This is a genomic window from Microbacterium faecale, assembly GCF_014640975.1.
GTDB classification, from domain to species: domain Bacteria; phylum Actinomycetota; class Actinomycetes; order Actinomycetales; family Microbacteriaceae; genus Microbacterium; species Microbacterium faecale.
In genome coordinates, this window is the sequence record NZ_BMHO01000001.1 from 223,624 (window position 1) to 246,840 (window position 23,217).

General features: G+C 67.3%; 21 protein-coding genes. 9 read left to right on the forward strand and 12 right to left on the reverse strand.

Translation table 11 applies throughout. The features are described 5' to 3' along the window. Positions 1 to 57: 57 nt before the first annotated feature. The 8 genes from IEW87_RS00995 to IEW87_RS01030 all read right to left on the reverse strand — a co-directional run bounded on the left by IEW87_RS00995 (position 58) and on the right by IEW87_RS01030 (position 8,973). Positions 58 to 972, reverse strand: coding sequence for an SDR family NAD(P)-dependent oxidoreductase (locus tag IEW87_RS00995; protein ID WP_188710462.1), 915 nt, complete (start codon positions 970 to 972; stop codon positions 58 to 60). After that, positions 969 to 2,132: a branched-chain amino acid ABC transporter permease gene (locus IEW87_RS01000; protein WP_188710463.1), complete on the reverse strand. Its 1,164-nt coding sequence runs from the start codon at positions 2,130 to 2,132 to the stop codon at positions 969 to 971. The genes IEW87_RS00995 and IEW87_RS01000 overlap by 4 nt, the downstream gene beginning before the upstream one ends. 1 nt (position 2,133) lies before the next feature. Then, the gene (locus tag IEW87_RS01005; protein WP_188710464.1) at positions 2,134 to 3,039 is read right to left on the reverse strand and encodes a branched-chain amino acid ABC transporter permease; all 906 of its coding nucleotides are present in this window, start codon (positions 3,037 to 3,039) and stop codon (positions 2,134 to 2,136) included. Further along, positions 3,039 to 3,842 carry an ABC transporter ATP-binding protein gene (locus IEW87_RS01010; RefSeq protein ID WP_188710465.1) on the reverse strand — a complete coding sequence of 268 codons (804 nt, stop codon included), beginning with the start codon at positions 3,840 to 3,842 and terminating at the stop codon, positions 3,039 to 3,041. Before IEW87_RS01010 ends, IEW87_RS01005 begins: the two co-directional genes overlap by 1 nt. After that, complete coding sequence (locus tag IEW87_RS01015) at positions 3,839 to 4,663, reverse strand: ABC transporter ATP-binding protein (RefSeq protein ID WP_229730809.1); 825 nt, start codon at positions 4,661 to 4,663, stop codon at positions 3,839 to 3,841. Before IEW87_RS01015 ends, IEW87_RS01010 begins: the two co-directional genes overlap by 4 nt. A 99-nt stretch (positions 4,664 to 4,762) precedes the next feature. Beyond that, a complete protein-coding gene (locus tag IEW87_RS01020; RefSeq protein WP_188710466.1) occupies positions 4,763 to 6,061 on the reverse strand; it encodes an ABC transporter substrate-binding protein in 1,299 nt (432 codons plus the stop codon). Continuing rightward, entirely contained in the window at positions 6,058 to 7,854 is a 1,797-nt protein-coding gene (locus IEW87_RS01025) for a CocE/NonD family hydrolase (protein WP_188710467.1), read from the reverse strand. Before IEW87_RS01025 ends, IEW87_RS01020 begins: the two co-directional genes overlap by 4 nt. A gap of 21 nt (positions 7,855 to 7,875) precedes the next feature. Next, positions 7,876 to 8,973, reverse strand: coding sequence for an LLM class flavin-dependent oxidoreductase (locus tag IEW87_RS01030; RefSeq protein WP_188710468.1), 1,098 nt, complete (start codon positions 8,971 to 8,973; stop codon positions 7,876 to 7,878). A gap of 155 nt (positions 8,974 to 9,128) precedes the next feature. Here IEW87_RS01030 and IEW87_RS01035 point away from each other — a divergent pair, with 155 nt between their 5' ends. Continuing rightward, positions 9,129 to 10,058, forward strand: coding sequence for a quinone oxidoreductase family protein (locus IEW87_RS01035; RefSeq protein ID WP_188710469.1), 930 nt, complete (start codon positions 9,129 to 9,131; stop codon positions 10,056 to 10,058). A gap of 111 nt (positions 10,059 to 10,169) precedes the next feature. On the opposite strand, the gene IEW87_RS01040 is transcribed toward IEW87_RS01035, so the two are convergent. Then, entirely contained in the window at positions 10,170 to 11,261 is a 1,092-nt protein-coding gene (locus IEW87_RS01040) for an LLM class flavin-dependent oxidoreductase (protein WP_188710470.1), read from the reverse strand. A 231-nt stretch (positions 11,262 to 11,492) separates the two neighbouring features. Between IEW87_RS01040 and IEW87_RS01045 the strand changes: the two genes are divergently transcribed. Both IEW87_RS01045 and IEW87_RS01050 read left to right on the forward strand, forming a co-directional pair. Continuing rightward, positions 11,493 to 12,299, forward strand: a complete 807-nt coding sequence (locus IEW87_RS01045; protein WP_188710471.1) for an SDR family oxidoreductase — start codon at positions 11,493 to 11,495, stop codon at positions 12,297 to 12,299. 102 nt (positions 12,300 to 12,401) lie between these two features. Beyond that, positions 12,402 to 12,803: a phage holin family protein gene (locus IEW87_RS01050; RefSeq protein ID WP_188710472.1), complete on the forward strand. Its 402-nt coding sequence runs from the start codon at positions 12,402 to 12,404 to the stop codon at positions 12,801 to 12,803. Here the strand turns inward: IEW87_RS01050 and IEW87_RS01055 are convergent. Further along, positions 12,800 to 14,173, reverse strand: coding sequence for a lipase family protein (locus IEW87_RS01055; protein ID WP_188710473.1), 1,374 nt, complete (start codon positions 14,171 to 14,173; stop codon positions 12,800 to 12,802). The two genes, IEW87_RS01050 and IEW87_RS01055, sit on opposite strands and share 4 nt — an antisense overlap. Next, a complete protein-coding gene (locus tag IEW87_RS01060) occupies positions 14,170 to 14,427 on the reverse strand; it encodes a hypothetical protein (protein WP_188710474.1) in 258 nt (85 codons plus the stop codon). The genes IEW87_RS01055 and IEW87_RS01060 overlap by 4 nt, the downstream gene beginning before the upstream one ends. Positions 14,428 to 14,595: 168 nt before the next feature. On the opposite strand from IEW87_RS01060, the gene purB reads away from it, so the two are divergent. Next, a complete protein-coding gene (gene purB / locus IEW87_RS01065) occupies positions 14,596 to 15,996 on the forward strand; it encodes an adenylosuccinate lyase (protein ID WP_229730811.1) in 1,401 nt (466 codons plus the stop codon). On the opposite strand, the gene IEW87_RS01070 is transcribed toward purB, so the two are convergent. Continuing rightward, the gene (locus tag IEW87_RS01070) at positions 15,993 to 16,748 is read right to left on the reverse strand and encodes an IclR family transcriptional regulator (protein WP_188710476.1); all 756 of its coding nucleotides are present in this window, start codon (positions 16,746 to 16,748) and stop codon (positions 15,993 to 15,995) included. The genes purB and IEW87_RS01070 overlap by 4 nt on opposite strands. A 178-nt stretch (positions 16,749 to 16,926) precedes the next feature. Here IEW87_RS01070 and IEW87_RS01075 point away from each other — a divergent pair, with 178 nt between their 5' ends. The 5 genes from IEW87_RS01075 to IEW87_RS01095 are packed head-to-tail and all read left to right on the forward strand — an operon-like array spanning position 16,927 to position 23,152. Beyond that, positions 16,927 to 18,084: an ABC transporter substrate-binding protein gene (locus tag IEW87_RS01075; RefSeq protein WP_188710477.1), complete on the forward strand. Its 1,158-nt coding sequence runs from the start codon at positions 16,927 to 16,929 to the stop codon at positions 18,082 to 18,084. 45 nt (positions 18,085 to 18,129) lie between these two features. Then, the gene (locus tag IEW87_RS01080) at positions 18,130 to 19,917 is read left to right on the forward strand and encodes an ABC transporter permease (RefSeq protein ID WP_188710478.1); all 1,788 of its coding nucleotides are present in this window, start codon (positions 18,130 to 18,132) and stop codon (positions 19,915 to 19,917) included. Beyond that, entirely contained in the window at positions 19,914 to 21,023 is a 1,110-nt protein-coding gene (locus tag IEW87_RS01085; protein WP_188710479.1) for an ABC transporter ATP-binding protein, read from the forward strand. Before IEW87_RS01080 ends, IEW87_RS01085 begins: the two co-directional genes overlap by 4 nt. A 28-nt stretch (positions 21,024 to 21,051) precedes the next feature. Further along, positions 21,052 to 21,477, forward strand: a complete 426-nt coding sequence (locus tag IEW87_RS01090; protein ID WP_188710480.1) for a nuclear transport factor 2 family protein — start codon at positions 21,052 to 21,054, stop codon at positions 21,475 to 21,477. Continuing rightward, a complete protein-coding gene (locus IEW87_RS01095) occupies positions 21,470 to 23,152 on the forward strand; it encodes a nuclear transport factor 2 family protein (RefSeq protein ID WP_188710481.1) in 1,683 nt (560 codons plus the stop codon). Before IEW87_RS01090 ends, IEW87_RS01095 begins: the two co-directional genes overlap by 8 nt. Positions 23,153 to 23,217 lie beyond the last annotated feature (65 nt).

A 23,217-nucleotide genomic window follows, 5' to 3' on the forward strand; every position in this document is an offset into this window, starting at 1 on the left:
CCAGCTCCTTCGTTGACATGAGGCGCGCAGGCGTTCGCGTGCGCGGTGTCGGCAAGTCTACGCACGCGGAGCCTCCTGCGCGCGGTCGCGGGCAGCGGCACGAAAGCGGGCCAGCGCGCGAAGTCTCCGTTCGGCGCCGTCGGGAACGAGTTCGTCCACCTCGGGGATCACATCCAGGACCGCACCGAACTTCCGCTCGAGGTCGTCGCGCACCTCAGGGTACGGGATCGCATAGAGCTCGCCGGCGGCCATGGCGCGCTCCAGGTGGATGGCGAGGTGCTCCGGGTCCATGCCGTGCGAATACACCTCGCGCAGTGCGTCGACGAAATCATCGTCCGTGACCACGCCGGTGCCTTCGGCGGGCTCGGGCCGCGTCGCGTGCGCGTCGGCGATACCCGAACGGATGTTCGCCGGGCACAGCACCGTCACTCCGATCCCGTGGTCAGGGAGGACCGTCGCGTAGCTTTCCATCAAGCTGATAACGGCGGCCTTCGCCGCTGAATACGGCGCCGTCATCCGCCCGCCCTCGAAGCCGCCGATGGACGCCACCGAGACGACGTGACCACCCCGCCGTGCCGCGATCATGCGCGGGACGAAGGTGCACAAGCCGTTCACGACGCCGCCGAGGTTCACGCCAAGCAGCCAGTCGTAGTCCTCGACGGTCATGGCCTCGACCGAGCCGAAGCCATTCACTCCGGCGGTGTTGAACAGGAGCGTCACGGGCTCACCGAAGTGATCTTCCACGCTGTCCGCGGCGGCGGCGTACGCCCGACGATCGGTAACGTCGAGCGGAATGCCGAGCGCATCGATCCCCTGCTCGCGGAGTTCGTCGACCGCGCGATCGAGCGCGTCACGGCGAATGTCGGCGATTGCGATCCGCGCCCCGGCACGCCCGAATACACCTGCCTGTCCGAAACCCGCGCCCGAAGCGCCGCCGGTGATGAAGGCGACCCGGCCGGAGTAGCTCGTCACGACGCCTCTTCCGTGGCCGACCGACGTCGGAGCACGCGGAGCAGAGGTCGGGCGAGCCACTGCGAGAGGACCTTGATCAGGTGGGTGAGACCGCGGGGCTCGAACATCAGGATCACGACCAGCAGCAGGCCGTAGATCACCACGGGGAACTGTCCGACCGGAATGCCCCAGGTCCCGTCCGGCAGTGAGGAGTTCGCCTTGAGGAAGGGGATGTGCTCGGAGTACCGGCTCGCCAGGACCGGAAGCGAGCAGATCACGAGGCTGCCGAGCACGGGGCCCCACGCCGTGGACAGTCCGCCGACGGTGACGATGATGATGAATTGCAGCCCCATCTCGAGGCTGAACTGCTCGGGACTCACGAAACGCAGCTGTGCCACGTAGAACGCCCCGCTCAATGCGCCCATCGCACTGCAGATCGCGAACACGCCGCACATGCTGCGCGTCGGATTGATGCCGGTCACCCGTGCGGCGAGCTCGGCGTCGCGCAGAGCGACGATGTGCCGACCTGCCGGCGACTTCATGAGCAGGTGCACGAGGAACATGCACAGCGCGACGAACAGCCACACCAACATGAACAAGCCCTGCTGGTAGCCGTAGGTCATCCCACCCAGCTCCAGCGCGGCGAAGTCGAGCGGCCCGATCGACAGGTCCAGAGGGGCACGGCGACCGCTCACCCCGCCGCTGAGGTCGCTCCAGTTCACGAAGATGTAGTGGCCGATGAAGATCAGACCGAGACTGAGTACGATCTGGTACACGCCCTTGAGCCGCAGCGCCAAGGGCGCGACGAGCACTCCGGAGAGCGCACCGATGACGACGACGGCGAGCAGCCAGACCGGGAACGGCAGGTCGAGGTTCGACCCGAAGCCGACCGCGGTGAACGCGCCGACGGCCAAGAAAAAGGGCTGGCCGAGGTTGATCTGGCCGGCGTAGCCGTTCAGGACGTTCAGTCCGATCGCCCCGATCGAGAAGAACCCGACGGTGATCCCGAGCGAAAGCAGGAACGAGTCTGCAGTGCTCAGTGGAAGGACGACGGCGAGCGCGACGAGCAGAAGCGCTCCGTACCGCGTGATCGCGCTGCGGAAGACGCGACTGTCCTTGCGGATCAGGTCCCTGTAGGCGCCCTGCGTACGCAGCGCTCCTGTGCTGGCGATAGTGGCCATTTCAAGCCCTCCGGAATTCACGCGTGGCGAACAGACCACTGGGGCGGACAAGCAGGACGACGATCATGATGAGCCACGGCAGCACGGTGGCGAACCCCTGGCCCAGGCCCGATGGCGCGTACCCCGCGGCGAGCTGCTGGAGGATGCCGAGCACGAGTCCGCCGACGGCACAGCCGGGCAGAGAGCGGATGCCGCCGAGGATCAGGGCGGGCAGCGCCGTGAACGCGACCACGTCGAGAGTCGGCCGCAGGCCACCGCCCGCTTCCGTGGCCATCAAGACGCCGGCGATGACGGCGGCACCGGCGCTCATCAACCATGCATACGGCGCGACGCGACGCGGGTTGATCCCCTGCACGAATGCGGCCTGCGGATCGCTGGCGAGCGCACGCATACCTATTCCGACCCGGGTGTGCTGCATCACCATGTAGAAGATGGCCAGCACGATCAGGCTGAGCACGATCACCCAGATATCGCGCTGCGAGATGCTGACGCCGGCGATCAGCGCCGTGCGCAGTCGCCACGGGTCGCCCAACAGCATCACCTCGGCGCCCCAGCTCGACACCGCCGTCGCTTGGCTCAGGCTGAGCAATCCGATGGTGACCAGGAGGATCGCCAAGCCCGCCGCGTGGCCTTCGGCCGCCCGATCGATGCGCTGGAAGATCAGGTAGTGGATGACCAGGCCAAGCGCCGCGATGATGATGATCGCGAGGGCCAGCGCGAGCCAGAAGTTCACTCCCATGTTTTGGTGCAGTTGAAACAGCGAGTAGGCACCGAGAAGCACGAAGGATCCGGGCAGCAGGTTGAAGTGACCGGTGGCTTTGAGTAGGACGACGAAGCTCAGCGACACCAGGGCGTAGAGGAATCCCAGTGCGACACCGGAAAGGAGGATCTGCACGAAGGTGGTCATCAGCGGTTCTCTCCCCTGATCGGTGCGGAGGGGCCGGTGTCGGTCGTTCCCAGATACGCTTCGACGACACGGTCGTTGGCCTGGATGTCAGCCGCGGTACCGAGGCCGATCTTCTGCCCGAAGTTGAGGGCGAGGATGCGATCGGCCACGTCCATCACGAGGAACGTGTCGTGTTCGATGAGGACGATGGTCAGGTTCATCGCTTCCTTCAGCTTCAGCACCGCCTCGATGACCTCTTCCGTCTCTGCATCGTTCAGGCCCGCGACGGGTTCGTCGAGGAGCAGGAGCTGGGGGGCGACGACGGCGGCCTTGGCCAGTTCCACGCGCTTGCGAGTGCCGTACGGAAGGCTCTTGATCGGGGTGTGAGCCAGGTCGGTCAGCCCCATGACGTTGAGGACCTCATAGGCGTGCTCACGCGCGTCGATGTCCTGGCGACGGGCCTTCCCGTACCAGATCAAGCCCGACGGAACACCGGCCGTGATCTTGCTGGCACGCCCGACCAGCACGTTCTCCAACACCGTCATGCTGGAGAACAGTCCGAGGTTCTGGAAGGTGCGCGCGATCCCCACCTGCGCCACCTGATCGGCTCGGCGGCCGGTAATCGACGCACCGTCGAACTCGATCTGTCCTGAATACTTCACGAGCCCGCTGAGGCAGTTGAATAAGGTCGTCTTGCCCGCCCCGTTCGGTCCGATGATGGCGAAGAGCTCGCCTCGCTCGACATCGAAGGTCACACTGTCGACGGCGGTGACACCGCCGAACCGGACGGTGATGTCGTTAGCTTTCAGCAGTGGGCCGCTCACAGCGGACCTCCTTCTCTTCGCTCTTCGCGCGCGCCACGGAAGGATCGGCGCCCTTCGCCGGCTATGCCGAGGTAGAGCTCCTGCACGGAGGAGTCGGCGAGCAGCTCCGCTCCGGTTCCGTGGTGGGCCACCGTCTTGCCATCGAGGACATAGGCGTAGTCGGCGATCGACAGTGCCATCGCGGCGTTCTGTTCGATCAGCAGCACGCTGGTGCCTTCGGCGTTGATGTCGACGATGTGCTGTTTGATCTGCTGGACGATGAGCGGCGCGAGCCCCAGCGACGGCTCATCGAGCATGAGAAGCGTCGGGCGCTGCATGAGCGCGCGACCGATGGCGAGCATCTGCTGCTCTCCGCCGGACATCAGGCCAGCCATCTGCTTGCGACGGCCCGCAAGGATGGGGAACATCGTGAGAACCCGGTCGCGCGCCTCGCGCGACTCCGCGGCGGTGCGCGTGAATCCGCCGGCGACGAGGTTCTCTTCGACGGTGAGGTCGGGAAACACACGGCGTCCTTCCATCACCATCGAGATTCCGCGGTGGACGCGCGAGGACGGGTTCTTCCCCTTGAGGTCTTCCCCGTCGAACAGGACGGTGCCGGCGTCGACGGTTCCCCCGGTGAACGGCAGCAGGCCGCAGACGGTGGACAGCGTCGTCGTCTTGCCCGCGCCGTTGACGCCCAGCAGCACCACGATCTGTCCCCGGTGGACGGTGAGGCTGACGTCCTGCAGGGCGCGGACAGCGCCCCCGGAGTAGCTCACCGAAAGGCCGGTGAGTTCGAGCATCGGTTCGTTCTGCGTCCGTGGTCGGGTTTCGGGTGACACGGGCACCCCTCCTTGTTCGGTGAGTTCATGGGGCGACCCGCCGTGGGCAGCTGGTGCGCGCTGGGCTACCCACGACGGATCCGGCTGTCCGGCCTGGTGTTACGGCTTGACGGACTCGATGTAGTCGCGCGACACGTCCGAGTCGTAGTTGTAGGACTCAAGCTTGAGCCCGGTCGGAACTGACTCGTCGATGCGGAACATCGAGAGCCCGCTCGGCGGTACATTCTCCGCGGCCGTCGCGCCGACGACGACGTCCCCTCCGACGAGGCCGAGCTCGTCCTCCCAGGTGCCGAAGTTGCGTGCCGCGTCCGCGATGCCGTCGCGGCTGAGGTCACCGGCATCGATGGCGCGTGCCAGGATCTCCGCCGTGAGGAGACCGTTCACGTACCCGGTCAGGTGGGCGTTGGCCGACGGAGTGAAGTCCGGGTTGATGGCCTCGAGATCCGCGATCAGCATCGCCTGGCCGGGCGCATCTGTTCCCAGCCATTCGTCGCCCGGCACGGAGATGATCGCGTTCTCGGCCAGCCACTCCGATCCGGGGCCCGTCGCGAGGGTGATGTTGTACGAGGAGTTGCCCGCGAGCACGAGCGGTGCGTAGTCCTGCTGCGCCGCCTGGACCGCGAGCGTCTGCAGGAAGCCACCGGTGCCGCCCGTCATCACGACGCCGCAGTCCGCGTCCTTCAGCGCGGCGATCTGTGCGGTCAGCTGCTCGGCGGTGGGCTCGAAGGTCGTGTCGACGCCCTTCGTGAGATCCAGCGCTTCGACCGTGAAGTCAAAGTTCTCGACCACGTAGCTGCCGAGGGTATCCTCCACCGCGAGGGTGCAGAACGTCTCGTCGCCGACGTCGTACTCGTCGATCGCGTACGGGATCAGGCTCGAGGCGTGCGCGCTCGTCATCGGGAAGCTCGGGATGAGGTGATCCTCGAACTGGAGGTTCGGTGTCGTCCCACCCGGGATGAGGGTCATGTTGTCGGCCTCGATCGACGGCAGCATGGCGTCGATGATGGTCGACCCCAGTACGACCGAGATCATCGCGATGTCCCCCTTGAAGCCCTCATAGAGCGGGATCGCGGTCGCGGCGTCGTACTTCGTGTCCTGGTTGTCGACCTCGACGGTCCAGCCCTCGAGCACGCCGCCGGGTTCGGTGGCCCGGTGGAACGCGGCATCGAGGCCCTCGATGTTCGTGATCGCGCCCGCGAACACGCCGGACACCGGCACGAGCGCGCCGATGCGGATCGTCTGCGCGTCGACATCGACACCGGGTCCGCCGACCAACTCGCCTGACGAGCCGCCCGCGTCGCCACCTCCGCCCCCGGTAGGCGTGCCGGCGCATCCGGCGAGCAGCACTCCGGCGGCGGCCGCGAGTGCGAGTCCTCCTGTGATTCTCGTCCTCTTCATCGAGGGTCTCCTTGCTGGTGTGAGGAGTCGGTGACTGACCGGCTCTGGGTGGAAGGGGTGGTGAAGGAAGGGATGATCGGGAGGACCACGTGCGACGGCCGTTCCTGATCATGCAGAATGCGCTGCTCGGCGGTGCGACGGTCGTCGGGATCCACGAGGGCGTTGTTGGTTGCGCTGCCGCCGTTGACGTCCCAGTTCGGGTACGACGAGCTGGCGATATCGATCCGCAGCCGGTGCCCTGCCCGGAAGAGCCAGCTGGTTGCCCAGAGGTCGATCTCGTACGCCACGACGGATCCGGGCTCGATCGGGCGGCTCTCGTCCTGCCCGTCGCGGAACCGGGCCCGGACGATGCCGTCAACGACCCCCACGGATCGTCCGTCGGGAAAGACGTCGATGAGTCGTGCGACGAAGTCGGTGTCATCCGCGTCGGTACTCGCGTAGAGCGTCACCGTCACCGGTCCGGTCACCTCGACGTCGGCGTCCAGCGTCGCGCTGGTGAAGCGCAACATGTCATTGCGCGCATCTAGGGCACGCTGGTCGCGCGGACCGGCGGTCCACTCGTTGCCGCCGTCAAGACCGCCAGCGAAAACGCCGGACTGTCCGCCCCGCATCGGGATGGGGTCGGCGGGGTCGTGCACATAGGTGCTCGAGCCCCCATCGCGGTCGGGCAGCTCGGGAGCGAGTCCACCCTCCGGCTGCAAGTACCACGGAGTCCAAGCGGTGCGTGCGAGCGGCCATTCCCGCTCGTCCCGCCACTGACCCGACTGCATGACGTAGATCCGCACAGGGGGTCCGGGGATGTCCTCCCCCGCCGCGGCCGCCGCGGCGAACTGCGCAACGATATCCTCCAGCCCGGCGCCCGCCGCTGATGCGGGTGCACCGAAGCTGAAGTCGCCCACGGTTCCGCTCTGGTCGATGTGCTGCCACGGGCCGATGACCAGACGCTGTCCGGCCCTCGCGCCCGGCGTCGCCGCGTTCTCGCGCAGGTGGACGAAGTTGGCAATGGTCCCACCGACGAACAGGTCGAACCAGCCGCCGACGTGCAGCCCCGGTACGGCGATCTCCGAGCGACGGTCGCAATAGCTGATCGAGGGCCAGTAGTCACCGGTCACGTCGTTCTCGGCCCAGCGTCGCCACGTGGGGAGCTCCTCGCTGATGACCGGCGCGTCGATGAGCGCGCCGCTTCCGATCGAAGCCCAGGGGTCTGCCGCATGGCGCGCGAAACGCACCATGCGGTCACCGACAGCTCTCCCTCGTTGCGCGTCATAAAGAAGGCTCTGGAGCGTCTTCATCGTGTACCAGCCGGTGAGCTGCCCCATCTGGAACGCGCCACCGCGATACGCGAGGCGGGTCTGGTAGTCGTCGGGGGTCACGATGGGGACGATCCCGGCCAGCCCGTCAGGCTGTTCGACCGCGGCCGCCAGCTGCACCATTCCCGAATACGACGCTCCGTACATCACGACGCGCCCGTTCGAGAAGGGCAACTGCGAGCACCAGCGAATTGCGTCGATCGTGTCGGGTGCCTCCCCCTCGAAGGGGACGAAGACGCCGTCGGAACTGGCCGTGCCGCGGCAGTCCTGGATCACCACGGCAAACCCGGCAGCGAGGAGCGCCCAGACGGGGATGTTGCGCGTCAGCGGCTCGCCGTAGGGATTGCGCACGAGCACGATCGGCTGGCTCTCGCGATCGGCCATCCGGTGAACGACGGCGCGCAGCACCACCCCGTCACGTGTCTCCATCGGGACCCCGGCGTCGACGATTCGACGCGATATGCCATTGACCACATCAGACATGCCGTCACATCCCCAGCGCGCTCAGCGCGCCTTCTCGCCGGCCGCCGTACGACCGTCGTAGTTCTCACGAGCGTGAGGCATCACCTTGTCCGCGAACAGGCGCAGACTCTCCTCGGCCATGCTCTGCGGCATGCCGCCGAAACAGGGAGCGACAACCAGCTCGAACTGTCCCATGACGTCCTGCATCCATGACAGCTTGTCGATGAGCTGCTGCGGGGTGCCGTACAGCGCCGCGTCTGCGTAATCCTTACCGGCCTGCTCGACGCCCTTCGAACGCAGCGCCTCGGCCTTCTCGGCATAACGTTCGTACCCCTTCTGCTTGGCGAAGTGGTCGCCGAGGAACTCGTAATGATCGACGTTCTGCTGCCAGAAGTTGCCGATGTACTCATACATGCGATCCTTCGCGAGCGTGGGATCCTCGTGACAGTACATGTTCGCGTTGATGCAGATGGGGTTCGGCTCGTCATCCCACGTCTCGCGCCACAGCTTGTTGTAGATGTCGAACGTCTCTACGAGTTTGTCGACCGGACGCAAGATGAACGACATCACGCTGACGCGATTCTTGACCGCGGCGATGATGGAGTCCTCCGACCCCGCCACCGTGTACACGCGATCCGTGAAGGTGCGGATCGGACCGGGCTTGAGCTGGCGACGGGGCTGAACGTAGTACGGCCCATCGCCCTCGATGAAACCCGTCTCCAGTGCTTCGAGGATCATCGGGACAGCCTCATCGACCCGCTCGCGCGACTCGCCGACGGGGATGCGCATCCCTTCGAACTCCACGCGGGCGACGCCGCGGCCCATGCCGAAGATCACGCGTCCGTCCGACAGGTTGTCGAGCAACAGGAGCTTCGAGGCCACGCGGAGCGGATCGTTCCACGGAATGATGACGGCCCCGGTGCCGAGACCGATGCGCTCGGTGCGCGCGGCGATGTACGACAACCATTGGACATTGTCGGGCATGAATGAGTAGTCGGTGAAATGGTGCTCGACCGCCCACACGCTGTCGTAGCCGAGCGGTTCGGCGAGCAGAGCGAGCTTGGTCTCCCCCGTGACCACCTCATATTCCGAGACGCTGGTGTCGAAACGTCCGAACCCGAAATTCACTCCGATGTGCATCCTCGCACGCTCCTTTGCGCTCACCGTCAAGGTCTGATCACGTTAACGACCGCCCTGCCCACTATTACGTCTCATCGTGAGACGACCCGATGAGAGAGCCGTCGGAGTGCCTCCGGCGCCGCATACGATCGCATCACACGTCGCGAGGAGAACCCATGTCCGGTACCGCTTCCATTGTTGGCTTCGACCGCCCCGGAGACCCGAACGTCCTCGCAGTGCGCACCGCGCCGCTCTCTGTGCCCGGCGCGAGTGAGGCTCGCGTGCGCGTCGCCGCAGCCGGTGTCCACCCCGCCGACGTCGCGTTGCGGGCAGGGCTCCGGCCGATCGCCGGTCCCGCACCGCACGTGCCGGGCATGGCGTTCTCCGGAGTGGTCGACATGGCCGGCGACGGCAGCGTGTGGCGCGCCGGCGACCGCGTGATGGGGATGGCACTTCCGTCCGGTCGGCGAGGCGGCGCATACCGGTCGGTCATCGTCGCGCCGGACGACACGCTGGCCGCAGTTCCCGCGCACGTGGACCTCGCTCACGCCGCGGTGCTGCCGATGAACGGCCACACGGCCGCGCAGGCCCTCCGTTCACTGGGTGCACAGCCGGGTGAGACCGTGGCGGTCACCGGGGCCGCCGGGGCGCTCGGTGCGATCGTCGTCCCGCTCGCCGCTCAACGCGGTCTTCGGGTCGTCGCGGTCGCACGGGAGACCGATCGGCAGCGCGTTCGTTCGCTTGGCGCCAACGCGTTCGTCGCGAGCGGCGACAACCTCGCTGACCGCATCGTCGCCGCCGCCGGCGATGCGGTGGCGGGCCTGGTAGACCTTGCCGTCCTGGACGACGAGGTCCTCCTCGCCGTTCGTCCGGGCGGCGTGATCGCAACGCTGCGAGGCTGGACTGGTCCGGAGGGAACGACAGTCCGAGTCCTCCCTGTGATGGTTCCGGAGGAGTGGCATCGCGGGGCACAGCTCGAGGAGCTCGCGGACACGCGATACCTCTCTCGCCCGCTTCGCGCTTTCGCGCCGGAGCACGCCGCCGAGGCGCACCGTCTCATCGCGTCTCGCGGTGTACGTGAGAGCGTCGTCATCGATTTCTCGTAGTTGCCGGACGGCGCCCCTCAGTCGTCGCGTCATCTGCGCGGTGAACCTCGGTGGTTCGCCTCCCGCGGGTGCCCTCAGCACCTGCGGAAGGCGAACCACGCGGACGATGACTCAGGCGGACTGGACGACCGCCGCGTCATAGTGCTGACGGACCTTCGGCATGATCTCGGCCGCGAACAGCTCGATGCTCGCCCGCGCGGTGTCGTGACTCATCCCACCGAAGGACGGCTGAAGGACGAGCTCGAACTCGCCCATCTGCTCCTGGATCCAGATCAGCTTGTCGATGATCATCTGCGGCGTGCCGTAGAGCGCAGCATCCGCATAGTCCTTACCGGCCTGGCTCACGCCCTTCTCACGGATCACCGCAGCGTTGTCAGCGTAACGCTCGTACCCCTTCGTGTTGGCGAAGTGGACGCCGTCCATCTCGTAGTGGTCGACGTTCGCTTCGAAGAAGTTCCCGACGTACTCGTACATCCCGTCGATCGCGACGTTCTCATCGCGATGGCAGTACATCGCGACGTTGAGCGCGACCGGTGGAGCCTGCTCGTTCCAGACCTCCGCGTAGTAGTCGCGGTACGCCTGGAACGTCGGCAGCATCTTGTCGACGGGTCGCAGGATGAACGACATCAGGCGGCACTTGTTGTGCACCCCCGAAACCATCGAGTCATGAGAACCCGCCACCGTGTACAGGCGGTCCTTCCAGGAGGCGAACGGCCCGGGCTTGAGCTGCGTGCGCGGCATCGCATAGAAGGGGCCCTCCCCTTCTATGCGCCCCGTCTCGATGCCCTCGATGATCATCTTCGCCGACTCATCGAAACGCGCCCGCGACTCCTCGAGCGGGATGCCGAACGGTCCGAACTCCTTGCGCGACAGGCCGCGACCCATGCCGAAGATCGCGCGCCCTTCCGACAGGTGGTCGAGCATCAACAGCTTCTCCGCTACCCGCACCGGCTGAGTGTTCCACGGCAGGATCACAGCCCCGGTGCCGAGCTTGATCGTGTTCGTCCGAGCGGCGATGTGCGAGAGCCACAGGAGGTTGTCCGGCATGAACGCGTAGTCGCTGAAATGATGCTCAACGGCCCAGACGCTGTCGTAGCCGAGCTTCTCGCCGAGGACCGCCAGCTCGGTCTCACCCTTGTAGACCTCGTGGTCGGACACCGACGGGTCGCCCTTGCCGAATCCGAAGTTCAGACCGATATGCATATGTGGCTCCTTAGCCTGTCGCAAGGTGGTGCGACGGTACGTCCGTCATCGGCACGTCCGTCTGGATCGTCCTCACGCTAGAAGCTCTGCGCGGCGCCGGAGCTATCACCTTGAGACGCTCGCGATGGGACGCCATCGCGGGCGAGGTTTCTCGGCGGCGCAAGATGAGACGTGCGTGGCTCCGCGCGACTCCGCAGAATGATCGGACGACAGAGCACCGAGGAGGCTCCCATGGAAGGCATCACGAACTGGACCGGCAGAGTCGCCGTCGTCACGGGCGGCGCGAGCGGCATCGGCAAGGGCATCGCCGGCGCGTTCCGCGGGGAGGGCGCGACGGTCGTCATCGCGGACCGGGACGCCACTGCTCTCGCGCAGGTCCAGCAGGAGGGCTACGCGACGGTCGAAACTGATGTCACCGCGGCGGACAGCGTCGCCGCGCTCGCCGAGCGCGTCGTCGGCGACCATGGCCGCGTGGACGTCGTCGTCAACAACGCAGGCGTCGGCCCGAAGGGGGCCGCCGCCGATCTCACCCTGGAGGACTGGCGCTGGGTGCTCGACGTCAACCTCATGGGAGTGGTCCACGGAATCCAGGCGTTCCTGCCGCACCTGACGGCGAACCCGCACGGCGCGTGGATCGTCAACACCGCGTCGATGTCACGCTTCTTCACGCCTCCGGGCTACGCCCCGTACGTCGCCAGCAAAGCCGCCGTCGAGGGCTTGAGTCTCACGCTGGCCGCCGAGCTCGCAGCCGACGACGCACAGGTCGGCGTTACCGTGCTCCACCCCGGCGCCGTCCGCACCAACATCAAGGCGAGCCTGCGGAACCGCCCCGCCGGGAGTGCCGGTGGCCTCGTCGATTTCGACATCGCTCAAAAGATCGTCGACGATGACATGTGGATCGGGCCGGAGGAAGCCGGAGCGATCGTCGTTCGCGCCGTTCGCAATGGCGACCGGTACGCATTCACCCATCCCGGCATGCGCAGCGATGTGCGATCGGCGTTCGACGCGGTACTGGAGGGAATGGATAAGTACACCTGAGACCCTTCCCTCCGCCGCGCCGTATGTCGTCGGTGGCCGACGGCGGGCGGGCGCACGCTGAGATCACGAGCTTCCCGAAATGACAGCGTTTACCCTCGAAGCATGGGATTCATCATCCGCTCGATCGTCAACGGGTTCGCCATCTGGGTGCTGTCGCTCATCCCGTTCCTGCAGATCTCGGTGACCCCGTTCGCTCCGGGTCGCGACCTGCAGCTGCTTCTCACGTTGCTGGCGCTCGGGGGGCTGTTCGGCCTCGTGAACAGCATCATCGGCACGATCATCAAGATCGTGGCGTTCCCCCTGTTCGTCCTCACCCTCGGGCTCGTCTCGCTCCTGCTCAACGGTGTGTTGCTCATCGTCACGGCCTGGATCACGGGGTTCTGGAGCTGGGGTCTCGACGTCGAGGCGTTCTGGCCGGGCGTGCTCGCCGGCATCCTGCTCAGCATCATCAACTGGATCTTCGGGATCATCCTGCGCCCGCAGCGTAAGAAGCGACGCGACTAACTGCCGCCGTCGCCGAGGTCGGCGCCCGGCGCCGGTCCCGCCGCGCGAAACACGAAGCTCTCCACGGACGCGGCTTCGGAGAGCCGGTCGAAGTACGCGCGCACGCTCTCGGCGCGTGCGTCTCCGGATTCCTCGAAGATGCGTGCCGTCTCGGCGTATGCGCCGACGCGATGCGCGGAGACGTCCCACTCGAACGGGCCGGTGTCGGCCGGGTCCGACGTGCGCCGGATGAGCAGGCTCTCCTCATCGCCAAGGCGCATCGGGGATCCGCCGTCGGCGAGCGCGGCAACAGGATCGTCGTGGTGCGCGAGCGTGAGCGACGTGACGTCGTCGCCGAGCGGAATGCGCAGCGGCGACCCGATCGTCGTCACGTGCTGCACGTCGAAGTCGCTGTCGGTAGCGAGGCGCTGCGCCACCATCCCTCCTTGCGAGAACCCCGTGACGTCGACGACGGATCCCGGCCCGGCGCCCGCCCGCTCGAGCGACTCCCGTACGAAGTCATAGCCATCGGACTCGGGAAGCCCGACGAAGAGGCCCGCGTTGCCGTCCCAGCTGAACGGGTCGCTGGTGTTCCACGGCGCACCGCGCGATCCGCTGATGTACGCCGCGAACCGCTCCTCGCCGTTCGGCATGCGATACCTGTCCACCCGTACTCGCGCGTCGTCTCCCCACTCCGGATTCTCGCCGTTCGGGATCCGTGCGATCGAGTCGGCGAGGCCGCGCGGCGACGACCCCGCGCCCATGATCGCCATGCCGACCATGGGGACGATGCGCTCGACTCTGTTCGGTCCGCTCGCGTTGCGCGCGCGTGCCCGGCGCGTCTCACCGAGCGACCCCGGCCCCATTCTGAACCGACCGCGCAGAGCGCGCATCGCGAGCAGCAGCCCCGTCATGGCCGCGGCCCCCGCAGGACCAGCGCCGCGCCAGGCATCGACGAGCGCGTCACCCGTAGAGGCACGCCACGCCTGCCAGAGGTGCTCGGCCTCGTCCACCGCGGCGGGATTGCGCTCGGCGAGGTCCGCGAGTTCGTCGCGCACGAGGGATCCGTCGGAGGTGCGCGCCCGCGCACCCTCGATCGCGAGGAGCGTGCGCAGTTCGAGCGCGATGTACGCGTCTGCAGCAAGACGCAGGCTGGCTGCGAGCTCGAGCGCCCGGTCATGCCACCATCCGCTGCACAGCGACATCAGGGTCGGGCGCACGATGATCAGCGGCACGTCCGTCGGCACGGACTCCTGCAACCGGGTCGACTGATCGACATGGTCGACACCACGTCGCACCGCCTCCGCGGCGAGTTCGACGCGCACGGCGAGCGCCCGCAGCTCCTCGGGATCGACGGCGACGACCGACCCCTGCGTCACGTCGAGCGTCACCGCAGCACCAGCCGGTTACCCTGCGTGAGAAGCGCATCGGCCTCGTTCACGCACTCCACAACGCCCCGCTCCGCGATGGTCACGAGCTGGCCCACCGAATCCTGGAAGCCTCGCGCCGCGAACGACCTCCAGGACATGTCGTCGGCGACGGCCGACAACACTTGCGAGGCCGCCCGAAACTCGTCGGAGGCGCGGATCATCTCGTCGCGCGCCCGCCACAGGATCTGTGCGGTCTCGATGTCGCTCGTGGTCATGCCGCAAGCCTGGCCCGCCGCACGCGGCGGGTGCTCGGCGGGCAGTGCGGATCCTCAGATAACCGGGGGCGCTCGGCTCCTGTGGACGAGCCGCGGTCGGGCGGCACGCGAAACATGCGACACCCAATAGGCTTATACGGCCATTGCCCGCCTCGAACCGGAGGTGTCGTGAACGATTTCCCCCCTCAGCCGCTGAGCCCGCTCGACGGACGGTACCGCTCCGCCGTCGCCCCCCTCACCGAGTTCCTGTCCGAGGCCGGGCTGAACCGCGCTCGCGTCGAGGTCGAAGTGGAGTGGATCATCCACCTCACAAACAACCGCCTGTTCGGCACGTCGCCCCTTGCGGCGGGCGTCAAGGAGAAGCTGCGGCTGGCGTACCGTGACTTCGGCCAAGCGCAGATCGACCAGCTGGCCGAGACCGAGCGCACGACCCGGCACGACGTGAAGGCCGTGGAGTACTTCGTGCGCGACCGCCTCGCGCAGCTCGAGCTCGATGACCTGTCGGAGCTGACGCACTTCGCTCTCACCAGCGAGGACGTGAACTCGGCCTCATACGCGCTGACGGTCAAGCGGGCCGTCGAAGACGCGTGGCTTCCCGCATTCCGTGGCGTCATCGAGAAGCTGCGGGCGATGGCACTGGACCTCGCCGACGCGCCGATGCTGTCCCGCACGCACGGACAGCCCGCGACGCCGACGACGATGGGCAAAGAGCTCGGCGTGTTCGTCTGGCGCCTGCAGCGCGCGCTCGCCGGCATCGAGCAGACCGAGTTCATGGCGAAGTTCTCGGGTGCGACCGGCACGTGGTCCGCGCACATCGCCGCCGCGCCCCACGTGGCGTGGCCGAACGTCACGCGGGAGTTCATCGAGGGCCCGCTCGGCCTGACGTTCAACCCGCTCACGACGCAGATCGAGCCCCACGACTGGCAGGTCGAACTGTACGACCGCGTGAGGCATGCCGGCGCGATCCTGCACAACCTCGCGCAGGACATCTGGACCTACATCTCGCTCGGCTACTTCACCCAGACGCCGGTCGCCGGTGCCACCGGGTCGTCGACGATGCCGCACAAGATCAACCCCATCAAGTTCGAGAACGCCGAGGCCAATCTCGAGATCGCCGGTGGCCTGTTCGGCACGCTCGGACAGACGCTCGTGACCTCGCGTCTGCAGCGCGACCTGACCGACTCGACAACGCAGCGCAACATCGGCGTCGCCTTCGGTCACTCGCTGCTCGCGCTCACGAACATCTCCGGCGGGCTCGGCCAGATCTCGCTTGCCCGCGACGTGCTGCTCGCCGATCTCGACGGCAACTGGGAGGTGCTCGCGGAGGCGATTCAGACCGTCATCCGCGCGGAGGTCGTCGCGGGGCGGTCGCAGATCCGCGACCCGTACGCGCTGCTCAAAGATCTCACGCGCGGCCACCGCATCGGATCCGCCGAGCTGGTCGAGTTCGTCGCCGGGCTGGACATCTCCGACGACGCGAAGCAGCGACTGTCCGCGCTGACGCCGGCCGACTACACCGGGCTCGCCGAGAGCGCCGTCCGCGCTCGCCTGGGTGAGGCGCGTCTTTAGCGCGTCCCGCCGCGCAAGCGCCTCTGGATGCGGTCCGCGGCAACGAGCAGCGGGCGGACGTGCACGTTGAGATCGGCCTTGGTCTCCATCCGCCACTTCGGCGTCACGATCGTCACCGCTGACGTCGCCGCGCCCGTGCCGAGCACGACGGGAGCGGCGATTGCAGAAACGGAGTCGTGCGTCTCCCCAAGACTGTAGGCCCATCCCGCCCGCTGCACGGTTGCGAGCTGCTGCAGGAACCGCGACCAGTCGACGATCGTACGGTCGGTACGCGACGGGAGGAATCCGCTGCGGAACCTCTCCTCGAGCTCGGGAACGCTCTGCCGCGACAGGACCGCCTTGCCAGCCGCCGTGCAGTGCGCTGGGAGCCGGTGACCGTTGCGCGGCGCCAGCGCCCATTCGCGGGTGCCCGGCATCGATTGCACGTATCGGACCGTGCGTCCCTCGAGCAGCGCGAGCGACACCATCTCCCCCGTCCGCTCCGCCAGCTCGGCGAGGATGTCATCAGCGGCGTCCCGCACGTCGGTCGCTCGGCTGAGGAGGAGTGTCGCCTCGATGAACGCCCCTCCCACGCGATACGCCCCACCGCGCTCGTGCTGAACCGCGTACCCGGCCGCGCAGCAGTTCTGCAGCACCCGGTGCGCCGTGGCCACCGGCAGGTCGAGACCGCGCGAGAGCTCCGTAACCGTCAGCTGACCACGCTCAGCCAGCAGCGTCAGCGCGCGCAGCGTGGTCTGCGCAGAGTTCGTCATCGCCACCTCCGACAGGGCCGCACCGGCGCGGACACTCGGTCGATCTTTTCACATGGTGGAAAGGAACCGGAATGGCTTGTCGCTCTCACGGGGCCGGGATGACATGGGGATACCCAACAGCTACCCCGGCGGAGCCCCCCGTTCCGCCTCCCTTCACCATGAGACAAAGGAGTCCGACATGAAGCGACCGATCGCTTTTCGCACGATGAGTATCCTCGTCGCCGCCGGAACCGTCGCCGCGCTCGCGGCATGCGGCGGCGGGCAGGATGCAGCAGCTCCCGCCGACGGCGAGGCCCGCGACGGCTGGGTCGACGCCGCCGACCTCGACCTGTCGGGACTCGGCTTCGACGACGACGCCGAAGAGGCCGTGCGCGACCTCTACCAGGAGGCGCACGACAGCGGCGAGGAGTCGATGATGATGTACGGCTCCAACCACACGCTGCGCGAGCCGCTGCGTGAGCTGTTCATGGAGCGCTTCCCCGGAACGGAGCTCGAGACGACCGAGCTGGTCGGCCCGCAGCTGCAGTCAACGCTGGAGACCGAACGCAGCACCGGCCAGAACATCGGCGACCAGATGGAAAACGCGGGCGGCGCGCGGTACGCCTCCCTCGGTTTCTCCGAGCAGTATCTTCCTCCCGCCTTTGTCATGCCGGAGGGCCTCTCCGAGAACATGGAGAGTCACATGAAGGGCGCGGAAGACGGGTACGTGACCGCGCAGTGGTCACTGTTCGGCGTCGGGGTCAACACCGACAAGATGGATCCCGCCGACGTTCCGACCGACTGGGCCGAGCTCGCGGACCCCCAGTGGAAGGACAAGATCGTGATGCACGACCCGAGCGTGCCGGGCGGCGGCCAGGGATTCCTGTCGCGCCTCTACCTCTCGGGTGCCATCGATGACGCGACGCTCGAGGGCATCGCCGACAACGTCGCGCTCAAGGGCGAGTTCGCGCAGACGATCCAGTCGCTGAGCCAGGGCGAGTATCCAATGATGATCGGCGTCGACGCGCCGTACGTGTCGCTCAACAAGGCCCGCGGCGTCCCCGTCGAGATCGTGTTCATGGACGAGGAGAACATCGCGATGCCGCAGCAGTCCTTCGTGATGAAGGACGCCCCGCACCCGAACACGGCGCGTCTGTGGCTGAACTGGATCTTCAGCGAGGAGGCGCAGGCCGTGATCGCCGAGGCCGGAAACACTCCCGTCGTTGACGTGCCGTCCCCGCACGGTCTGCCGGCGTTCTCGGACGCGAACCTCGCGGAGATCCCCTCGCAGGAGGCGCTCGATTCGGAAGCGGAGATGATCAGCGAGAAGTTCGGCGAGGTCTTCCAGAACCGCTGACCCTCGCCCCTCCCGCTCCCCGTCGACGTGATGTGAGGTCATGCCGTGAAACAACTCAGTTCGTTCTATCGCGACAGAAACGTCCAGATCGTCGCGGCCCTCCTGTGCCTCGCGCTGCTCGGCGCACCGGTGCTGATGGTTCTGCTGGGCGCGATCCAGCAGAACCCCTTCGGGGAGCGGGAATGGACCCTCGAGCCGTTCGTCGAGGTCTTCACCGAACCGGCGACGTACGACGCGCTCTGGAATACGGCCGGAGTGACGATCGCCGTGGTGCTGATCTCACTGATGATCTCGATCCTGTTCGCCACTCTCGCCACCCGCACCAACGCTCCGCTGCGCTGGCTGATCTACGTGATCATGGCGGTCCTCGTCGCGACTCCGCCGCTGTTCACCGCGATCTCGTGGGGGCTTCTCGGCAACCGCAACGTCGGATTGATCAACACCACGCTCGGCATCGCCGGGACGGACCTGGCCGTGAACATCGAGTCATGGTGGGGGCTCGTGTTCGTCTCGGTGATCCGTGCGGTCGGGTTCCAGTTCTACCTGCTCATCGGTGCGTTCATCGCGATGGACCGGAACCTCGAAGAGGCCGCGCGCGTCTCCGGGGCGACGCCGCTGCGCACGTTCTTCGGAACGCAGCTGCCCGTGCTCTTCCCGGCAATCGCGGGGGTCGGGATCCTCTCGATCATCGTGTTCCTCGAGTCGTTCGAACTCCCCCAGATCCTGGGCGTTCCGGCGGGCATCTACGTGCTTCCGACGGAGATCTACGCGTATCTGAACGACGCCGGAACGATGCCGAAGTACGGCCACGCGAGCGCGCTCGCGGTCGGACTGATGGTGGTGCTCGTGTTGCTGCTCATCGTGCAGCAGCGCCTCATGGGGCGACGCTCCTTCACGACCGTGAGCGGGAAGGGCGCCAACCGTGCGCGATGGGACCTCGGCCGGTGGCGGTACGTCGCCGGCGCCTTCACCGTCATCTACGGCGTCGTCGGGGTACTGCTCCCGCTCGTACAGCTCGTGCTCGTCTCGCTGTCGCCGTACGTCGGCTCCGTCGGCCGATACAGCTGGGCGAACTTCGAATTCGTGCTCGGGAACGAGACGATCGTGTCGTCCTTCGTCTTGACGGCCGGCGTCGCGTCCGGCGGCGCACTGCTCGCCGCCATCATCTCGGGCCTGATTCTCTGGATCGCCCGACAGCGACGGGGGCTGGCAGCGCGCCTGATCGAGCTGAGTCAGTGGATGCCCGCCGCGGTTCCGGGACTGATCCTGGCGCTCGGTGTGCTCTGGCTGATCCTCGCCGTCCCCGGTATGGGCCAGCTCTACAGCACGCCTGTCGTCCTGATCTACGCCCTGGTCATCACGGTGCTTCCACTCGTCGGGCGCGCTGTGGGCGGCGCGATCGTGCAGGTCCCGCGCGACCTCGAGGAGGCTGCGTGGGTATCCGGCGCGCCGAAATGGCGTGCGATGATCTCGGTCGTCGGTCGGCTGATCCTGCCCAGTCTGCTCAACGGCTGGTTCCTCTGCTTCGTCGTCCTGTCCGGCACCCTCGCGGTTCCGCTGCTGCTCTCGACCAAGTCCGACTCGCTGCTGTCGGTGAACGTCTTCAGCTACTACAGCTCGGGCCAACCCGAGATCGCAGCCGCCATCTTCGTCCTCCTGATCGTGCAGATCGGTGCCGTCGCCGCACTGGTCGGTCTCGCGCAGTGGCTGCTGACCCGATCCTCCGCCCGCACGGCCGCCCGCGTCGCCTCGGCACGCGCGTCCGCACACACGAACCCGAACGCGCCGACCGACCGAGACCGCAGCGCTGAAAGCCAAGGAGTCCACGCATGACCAAGCAACGCGTCGCCATTGACGGTTTGACGAAGACGTTTGGAGACGCCGTCGCACTCGGCGGAGTCGACCTCGACGTCGAGCCGGGTGAATTCGTGTCACTGCTCGGCCCCAGCGGTTGCGGCAAGACGACCACGCTTCGGTGCCTCGCGGGGCTGGAAACGCCCACCTCCGGTGCGATCACCGTGGGTGACGAGACTTTCGTCGACGCCGATCAGGGCGTCTTCGTTCCGCCGCATCGCCGTCGCATCGGAATGGTCTTCCAGAGTTACGCGCTGTGGCCCAACCGGTCGGTGCGCGGCAACGTCACCTATCCGTTGCGGCTGCGGGGCGTCGGTCGCCGGGAGGCGGCGAAGATGGCCGCCGAGGTGATCGCGGCCGTCGGCCTCGAACACCTGGCGAAACGCTACCCGCACGAGCTCTCGGGCGGCCAGCAGCAACGCGTCGCCCTCGCGCGCGGACTCGTGTCGGCCACCCGACTGATGCTCTTCGACGAACCGCTGTCGAATCTCGACGCGACTCTGCGCGTCTCGATGCGCAGCGAGATCCGCCGGCTCCACGACGAGTTCGAGCACACCTCCATCTACGTCACCCACGACCAGAGCGAGGCGCTCGCGATGTCCGACCGCGTCGTCGTCATGCGCGACGGCCGCATCGAGCAGCAGGGAACACCGGGAGATATCTTCCGCCGCCCGCGTACGCCCTTCGTCGCGCGGTTCATCGGCATGGAGAACGTGCTCGAGTGTGCGGGCGTCGTCGACCGAGCCGGCTCCCGGGTGGCGCAGTTCGGGCACGGCATCGAGATGCCATCACCGCCCGCCGAAGTCGCACCGGGGGCGTCGATCGCGTTCCGCGCAGGTGACGTCGAGTTCGACCGAGAGTTCGACCCGCAACGCGATGCGCTGGCCTTGCGCGGGCGCATCTCGCAGTCGTCCTACGCGGGCGAGGGGTACTCCGTCACGCTGGAACTCGCCGACGGCGCGCTGATCGCGGGGTTCATCCCCGACGCGTCGCACAACCCGCCGCAGGAGCGCTACCTCGGCGAAACCCGCACAGCCATCGTGGCGAGGTCCGCGGTGCTGACTCTCGCCGAAGACGCCGCGTAATCCGATCCGCCCACGAAGGAGACACCGCATGAGCCAAGATCCGGTATCGATGCTGGAGAAGTACGTTGAGGCGTTCAACGCCGGGGACTTCGAGACCCTCGTCGACTTCTATCACGACGACCTCTACTTGAACGTGTCGCGCGGCACCGAGCTTCGCGGCAAGCAGTCGGTCGTCGACCATTACACGGGCGTGCGGTCGATGTCGCAGCGCACGATGACGATCGACCGTGCGTTCTCCAGCGGCAACCAATTGGCCGCCGAATTCGTCTCCGAGTTCGCCTTCCTCGCCGATGACGAGAACTTCCCCTCTGGCCCCGTGCGGGCCGGCGACAAGCTCTTCGTCCACACTTTCGTGCACTACGAGCTGCGCGACGGGCTGATCTGGCGCGGCCGCTCGGCGACGTTCCAGCGGCGATGGGAGCGCGCCGGGCAGCCTGCGGGCGACGATGACTGAACCACACGCGATCCGCGTTCGGCGCCTCGAGTCGATCGCCGAGATTCGTGAGCTCCAGTACGAATTCGGTTACCGCCTCGCTGCTGGAGATGCCGCGGGCGCGGCGGAGCTCTTCAGTCCTGACGGGATCGTCGAGGTGAGCGGAGACGGCGGCGTGCGGGGGCCGGCCCCCATCACGGCCCGGCTCACGGCTCTCGTCGCCCCGGGCGGATCCGACGATGTTGCCGCGCGACTGCCGATGGTGCGCGCGCACCTGCAGATCATGCCGGTCATCACGGTTGCGCCCGACGACGTCCGCGCGCAGGCGACGTGGCGTGACCTGGACACCGGCGGCGGTCCCGTACCGGCGTACTGGGCCGAGGGCCCGTTGGAAGTGACCTATACCCGCACGGAGCTCGGGTGGCGCATCGCCCGACTCCACTGGCTGCCTTACGTGCACGTGCCTTTCGACGGCGGCTGGGAGGAACACGCCGCAGCGTCATCCGCCGGCACGCCGGCGCAATGGCCCGAGGTCTTCCATCCGCCATTCCACTTCCTCGAGCCTGATCCGCCCGCGGCCACCTCCGCGAACGCCGATGCCGCCGAGGCGGATCTCGCCGAGCGCGTCCAGGTACTCGAGGACCAACGTGCGATCGAGAACGCCATCGGCATGCTCGGCTTCTACCTCGACAAGGAGCAGTGGACGCGGGCCGGAGGCCTCTTCGTCTCCGGCACGATCGCCGGACTCCCCCTGTGGCCAGCGAACACCGTCGATGGGCCGAGGGAGGGTGTGCTGCGCGACACGATGTTCGCGCAGATCAGCGCCACGGTCTCGGGGAACCGCGCGCATGCCCGGTGGCGCGCCTTCGCGCAGTGGGCTCGGCACGGCGAGGGGCACGAGTGGGGGCTCGCGACGCTGACGGCCGAGCTCGTGCGCACGGTGGTCGGGTGGCGGATCGCGCAGGTCGACGTCCCGTTCGCGGTGTTCACGCCCTATGACGAGGGCTGGTCGCGTATCCAGTCGCCGACCAGCACGGTCTTCACGGGCGAGGGATCCGGGGCGGCGTACGACGGCGGGACCGCGCAGGCCGTGGATCCGGAGTCGCGCGACGATCTCGACCTGCGCCTGCGACGTCTCGAGGCGTCGGCGGAGATCGAACGCACGCAGAACATCTACGGCTACTACCTCGCGACGTTCGAGTGGGACCGCCTTGCCGACCTGTTCACGGAGGACGGGGTGATCGAGGTGGCGCTGCGCGGGATCTATCGTGGCCGACGCTCCGTCCGCCGGAGTCTCGACCTGTACGGAACCCATGCCGAGCGCGGCGTGCTGCACAATCATATGCAGCTGCAGCCAGTGATCCATGTCGACGACGACGCGCGACGCGCCACGCTGCGCGCCCGGTCGTTCAGCATGATGGGCCAGTTCGGAGAATCCTCGCGCTGGGCCGGCGGCATCTATGACAACGTCTACGTCGCCACGCCCGACGGGTGGCGAGTCGCTGCGGATCGGATGATCAACACCTACTTCGCTCCCTACGCCACCGGTTGGAAAGACCTCCCTCCGCGTGACGCTCCCGGGATCAACCCGAAGCTTCCACCCGACGAGGGCCCGTCCGATCGGTTCGTGATGTACCCCGGTGCCCAGCCGCCGGCCTACCCGTACCGCGACCCGCAGCAACCACCGCGGCAGTGAGGCCGTCGCGCGTGGCGGGATCCTCGAACCGCGGGTAGCGTTGATGGCCGCTGAGGCGTCAGCCC

Bases quoted from the DNA above. Each gene is read 5' to 3' on its own strand.
- IEW87_RS01000 (WP_188710463.1), bottom strand. From the start codon at position 2,132: ATGGCCACTATCGCCAGCACAGGAGCGCTGCGTACGCAGGGCGCCTAC.
- IEW87_RS01005 (WP_188710464.1), bottom strand. From the start codon at position 3,039: ATGACCACCTTCGTGCAGATCCTCCTTTCCGGTGTCGCACTGGGATTC.
- IEW87_RS01020 (WP_188710466.1), bottom strand. From the start codon at position 6,061: ATGAAGAGGACGAGAATCACAGGAGGACTCGCACTCGCGGCCGCCGCC.
- IEW87_RS01025 (WP_188710467.1), bottom strand. From the start codon at position 7,854: ATGTCTGATGTGGTCAATGGCATATCGCGTCGAATCGTCGACGCCGGG.
- IEW87_RS01030 (WP_188710468.1), bottom strand. From the start codon at position 8,973: ATGCACATCGGAGTGAATTTCGGGTTCGGACGTTTCGACACCAGCGTC.
- IEW87_RS01035 (WP_188710469.1), top strand. From the start codon at position 9,129: ATGTCCGGTACCGCTTCCATTGTTGGCTTCGACCGCCCCGGAGACCCG.
- IEW87_RS01040 (WP_188710470.1), bottom strand. From the start codon at position 11,261: ATGCATATCGGTCTGAACTTCGGATTCGGCAAGGGCGACCCGTCGGTG.
- IEW87_RS01045 (WP_188710471.1), top strand. From the start codon at position 11,493: ATGGAAGGCATCACGAACTGGACCGGCAGAGTCGCCGTCGTCACGGGC.
- IEW87_RS01050 (WP_188710472.1), top strand. From the start codon at position 12,402: ATGGGATTCATCATCCGCTCGATCGTCAACGGGTTCGCCATCTGGGTG.
- IEW87_RS01060 (WP_188710474.1), bottom strand. From the start codon at position 14,427: ATGACCACGAGCGACATCGAGACCGCACAGATCCTGTGGCGGGCGCGC.
- IEW87_RS01070 (WP_188710476.1), bottom strand. From the start codon at position 16,748: ATGACGAACTCTGCGCAGACCACGCTGCGCGCGCTGACGCTGCTGGCT.
- IEW87_RS01075 (WP_188710477.1), top strand. From the start codon at position 16,927: ATGAAGCGACCGATCGCTTTTCGCACGATGAGTATCCTCGTCGCCGCC.
- IEW87_RS01085 (WP_188710479.1), top strand. From the start codon at position 19,914: ATGACCAAGCAACGCGTCGCCATTGACGGTTTGACGAAGACGTTTGGA.
- IEW87_RS01090 (WP_188710480.1), top strand. From the start codon at position 21,052: ATGAGCCAAGATCCGGTATCGATGCTGGAGAAGTACGTTGAGGCGTTC.
- IEW87_RS01095 (WP_188710481.1), top strand. From the start codon at position 21,470: ATGACTGAACCACACGCGATCCGCGTTCGGCGCCTCGAGTCGATCGCC.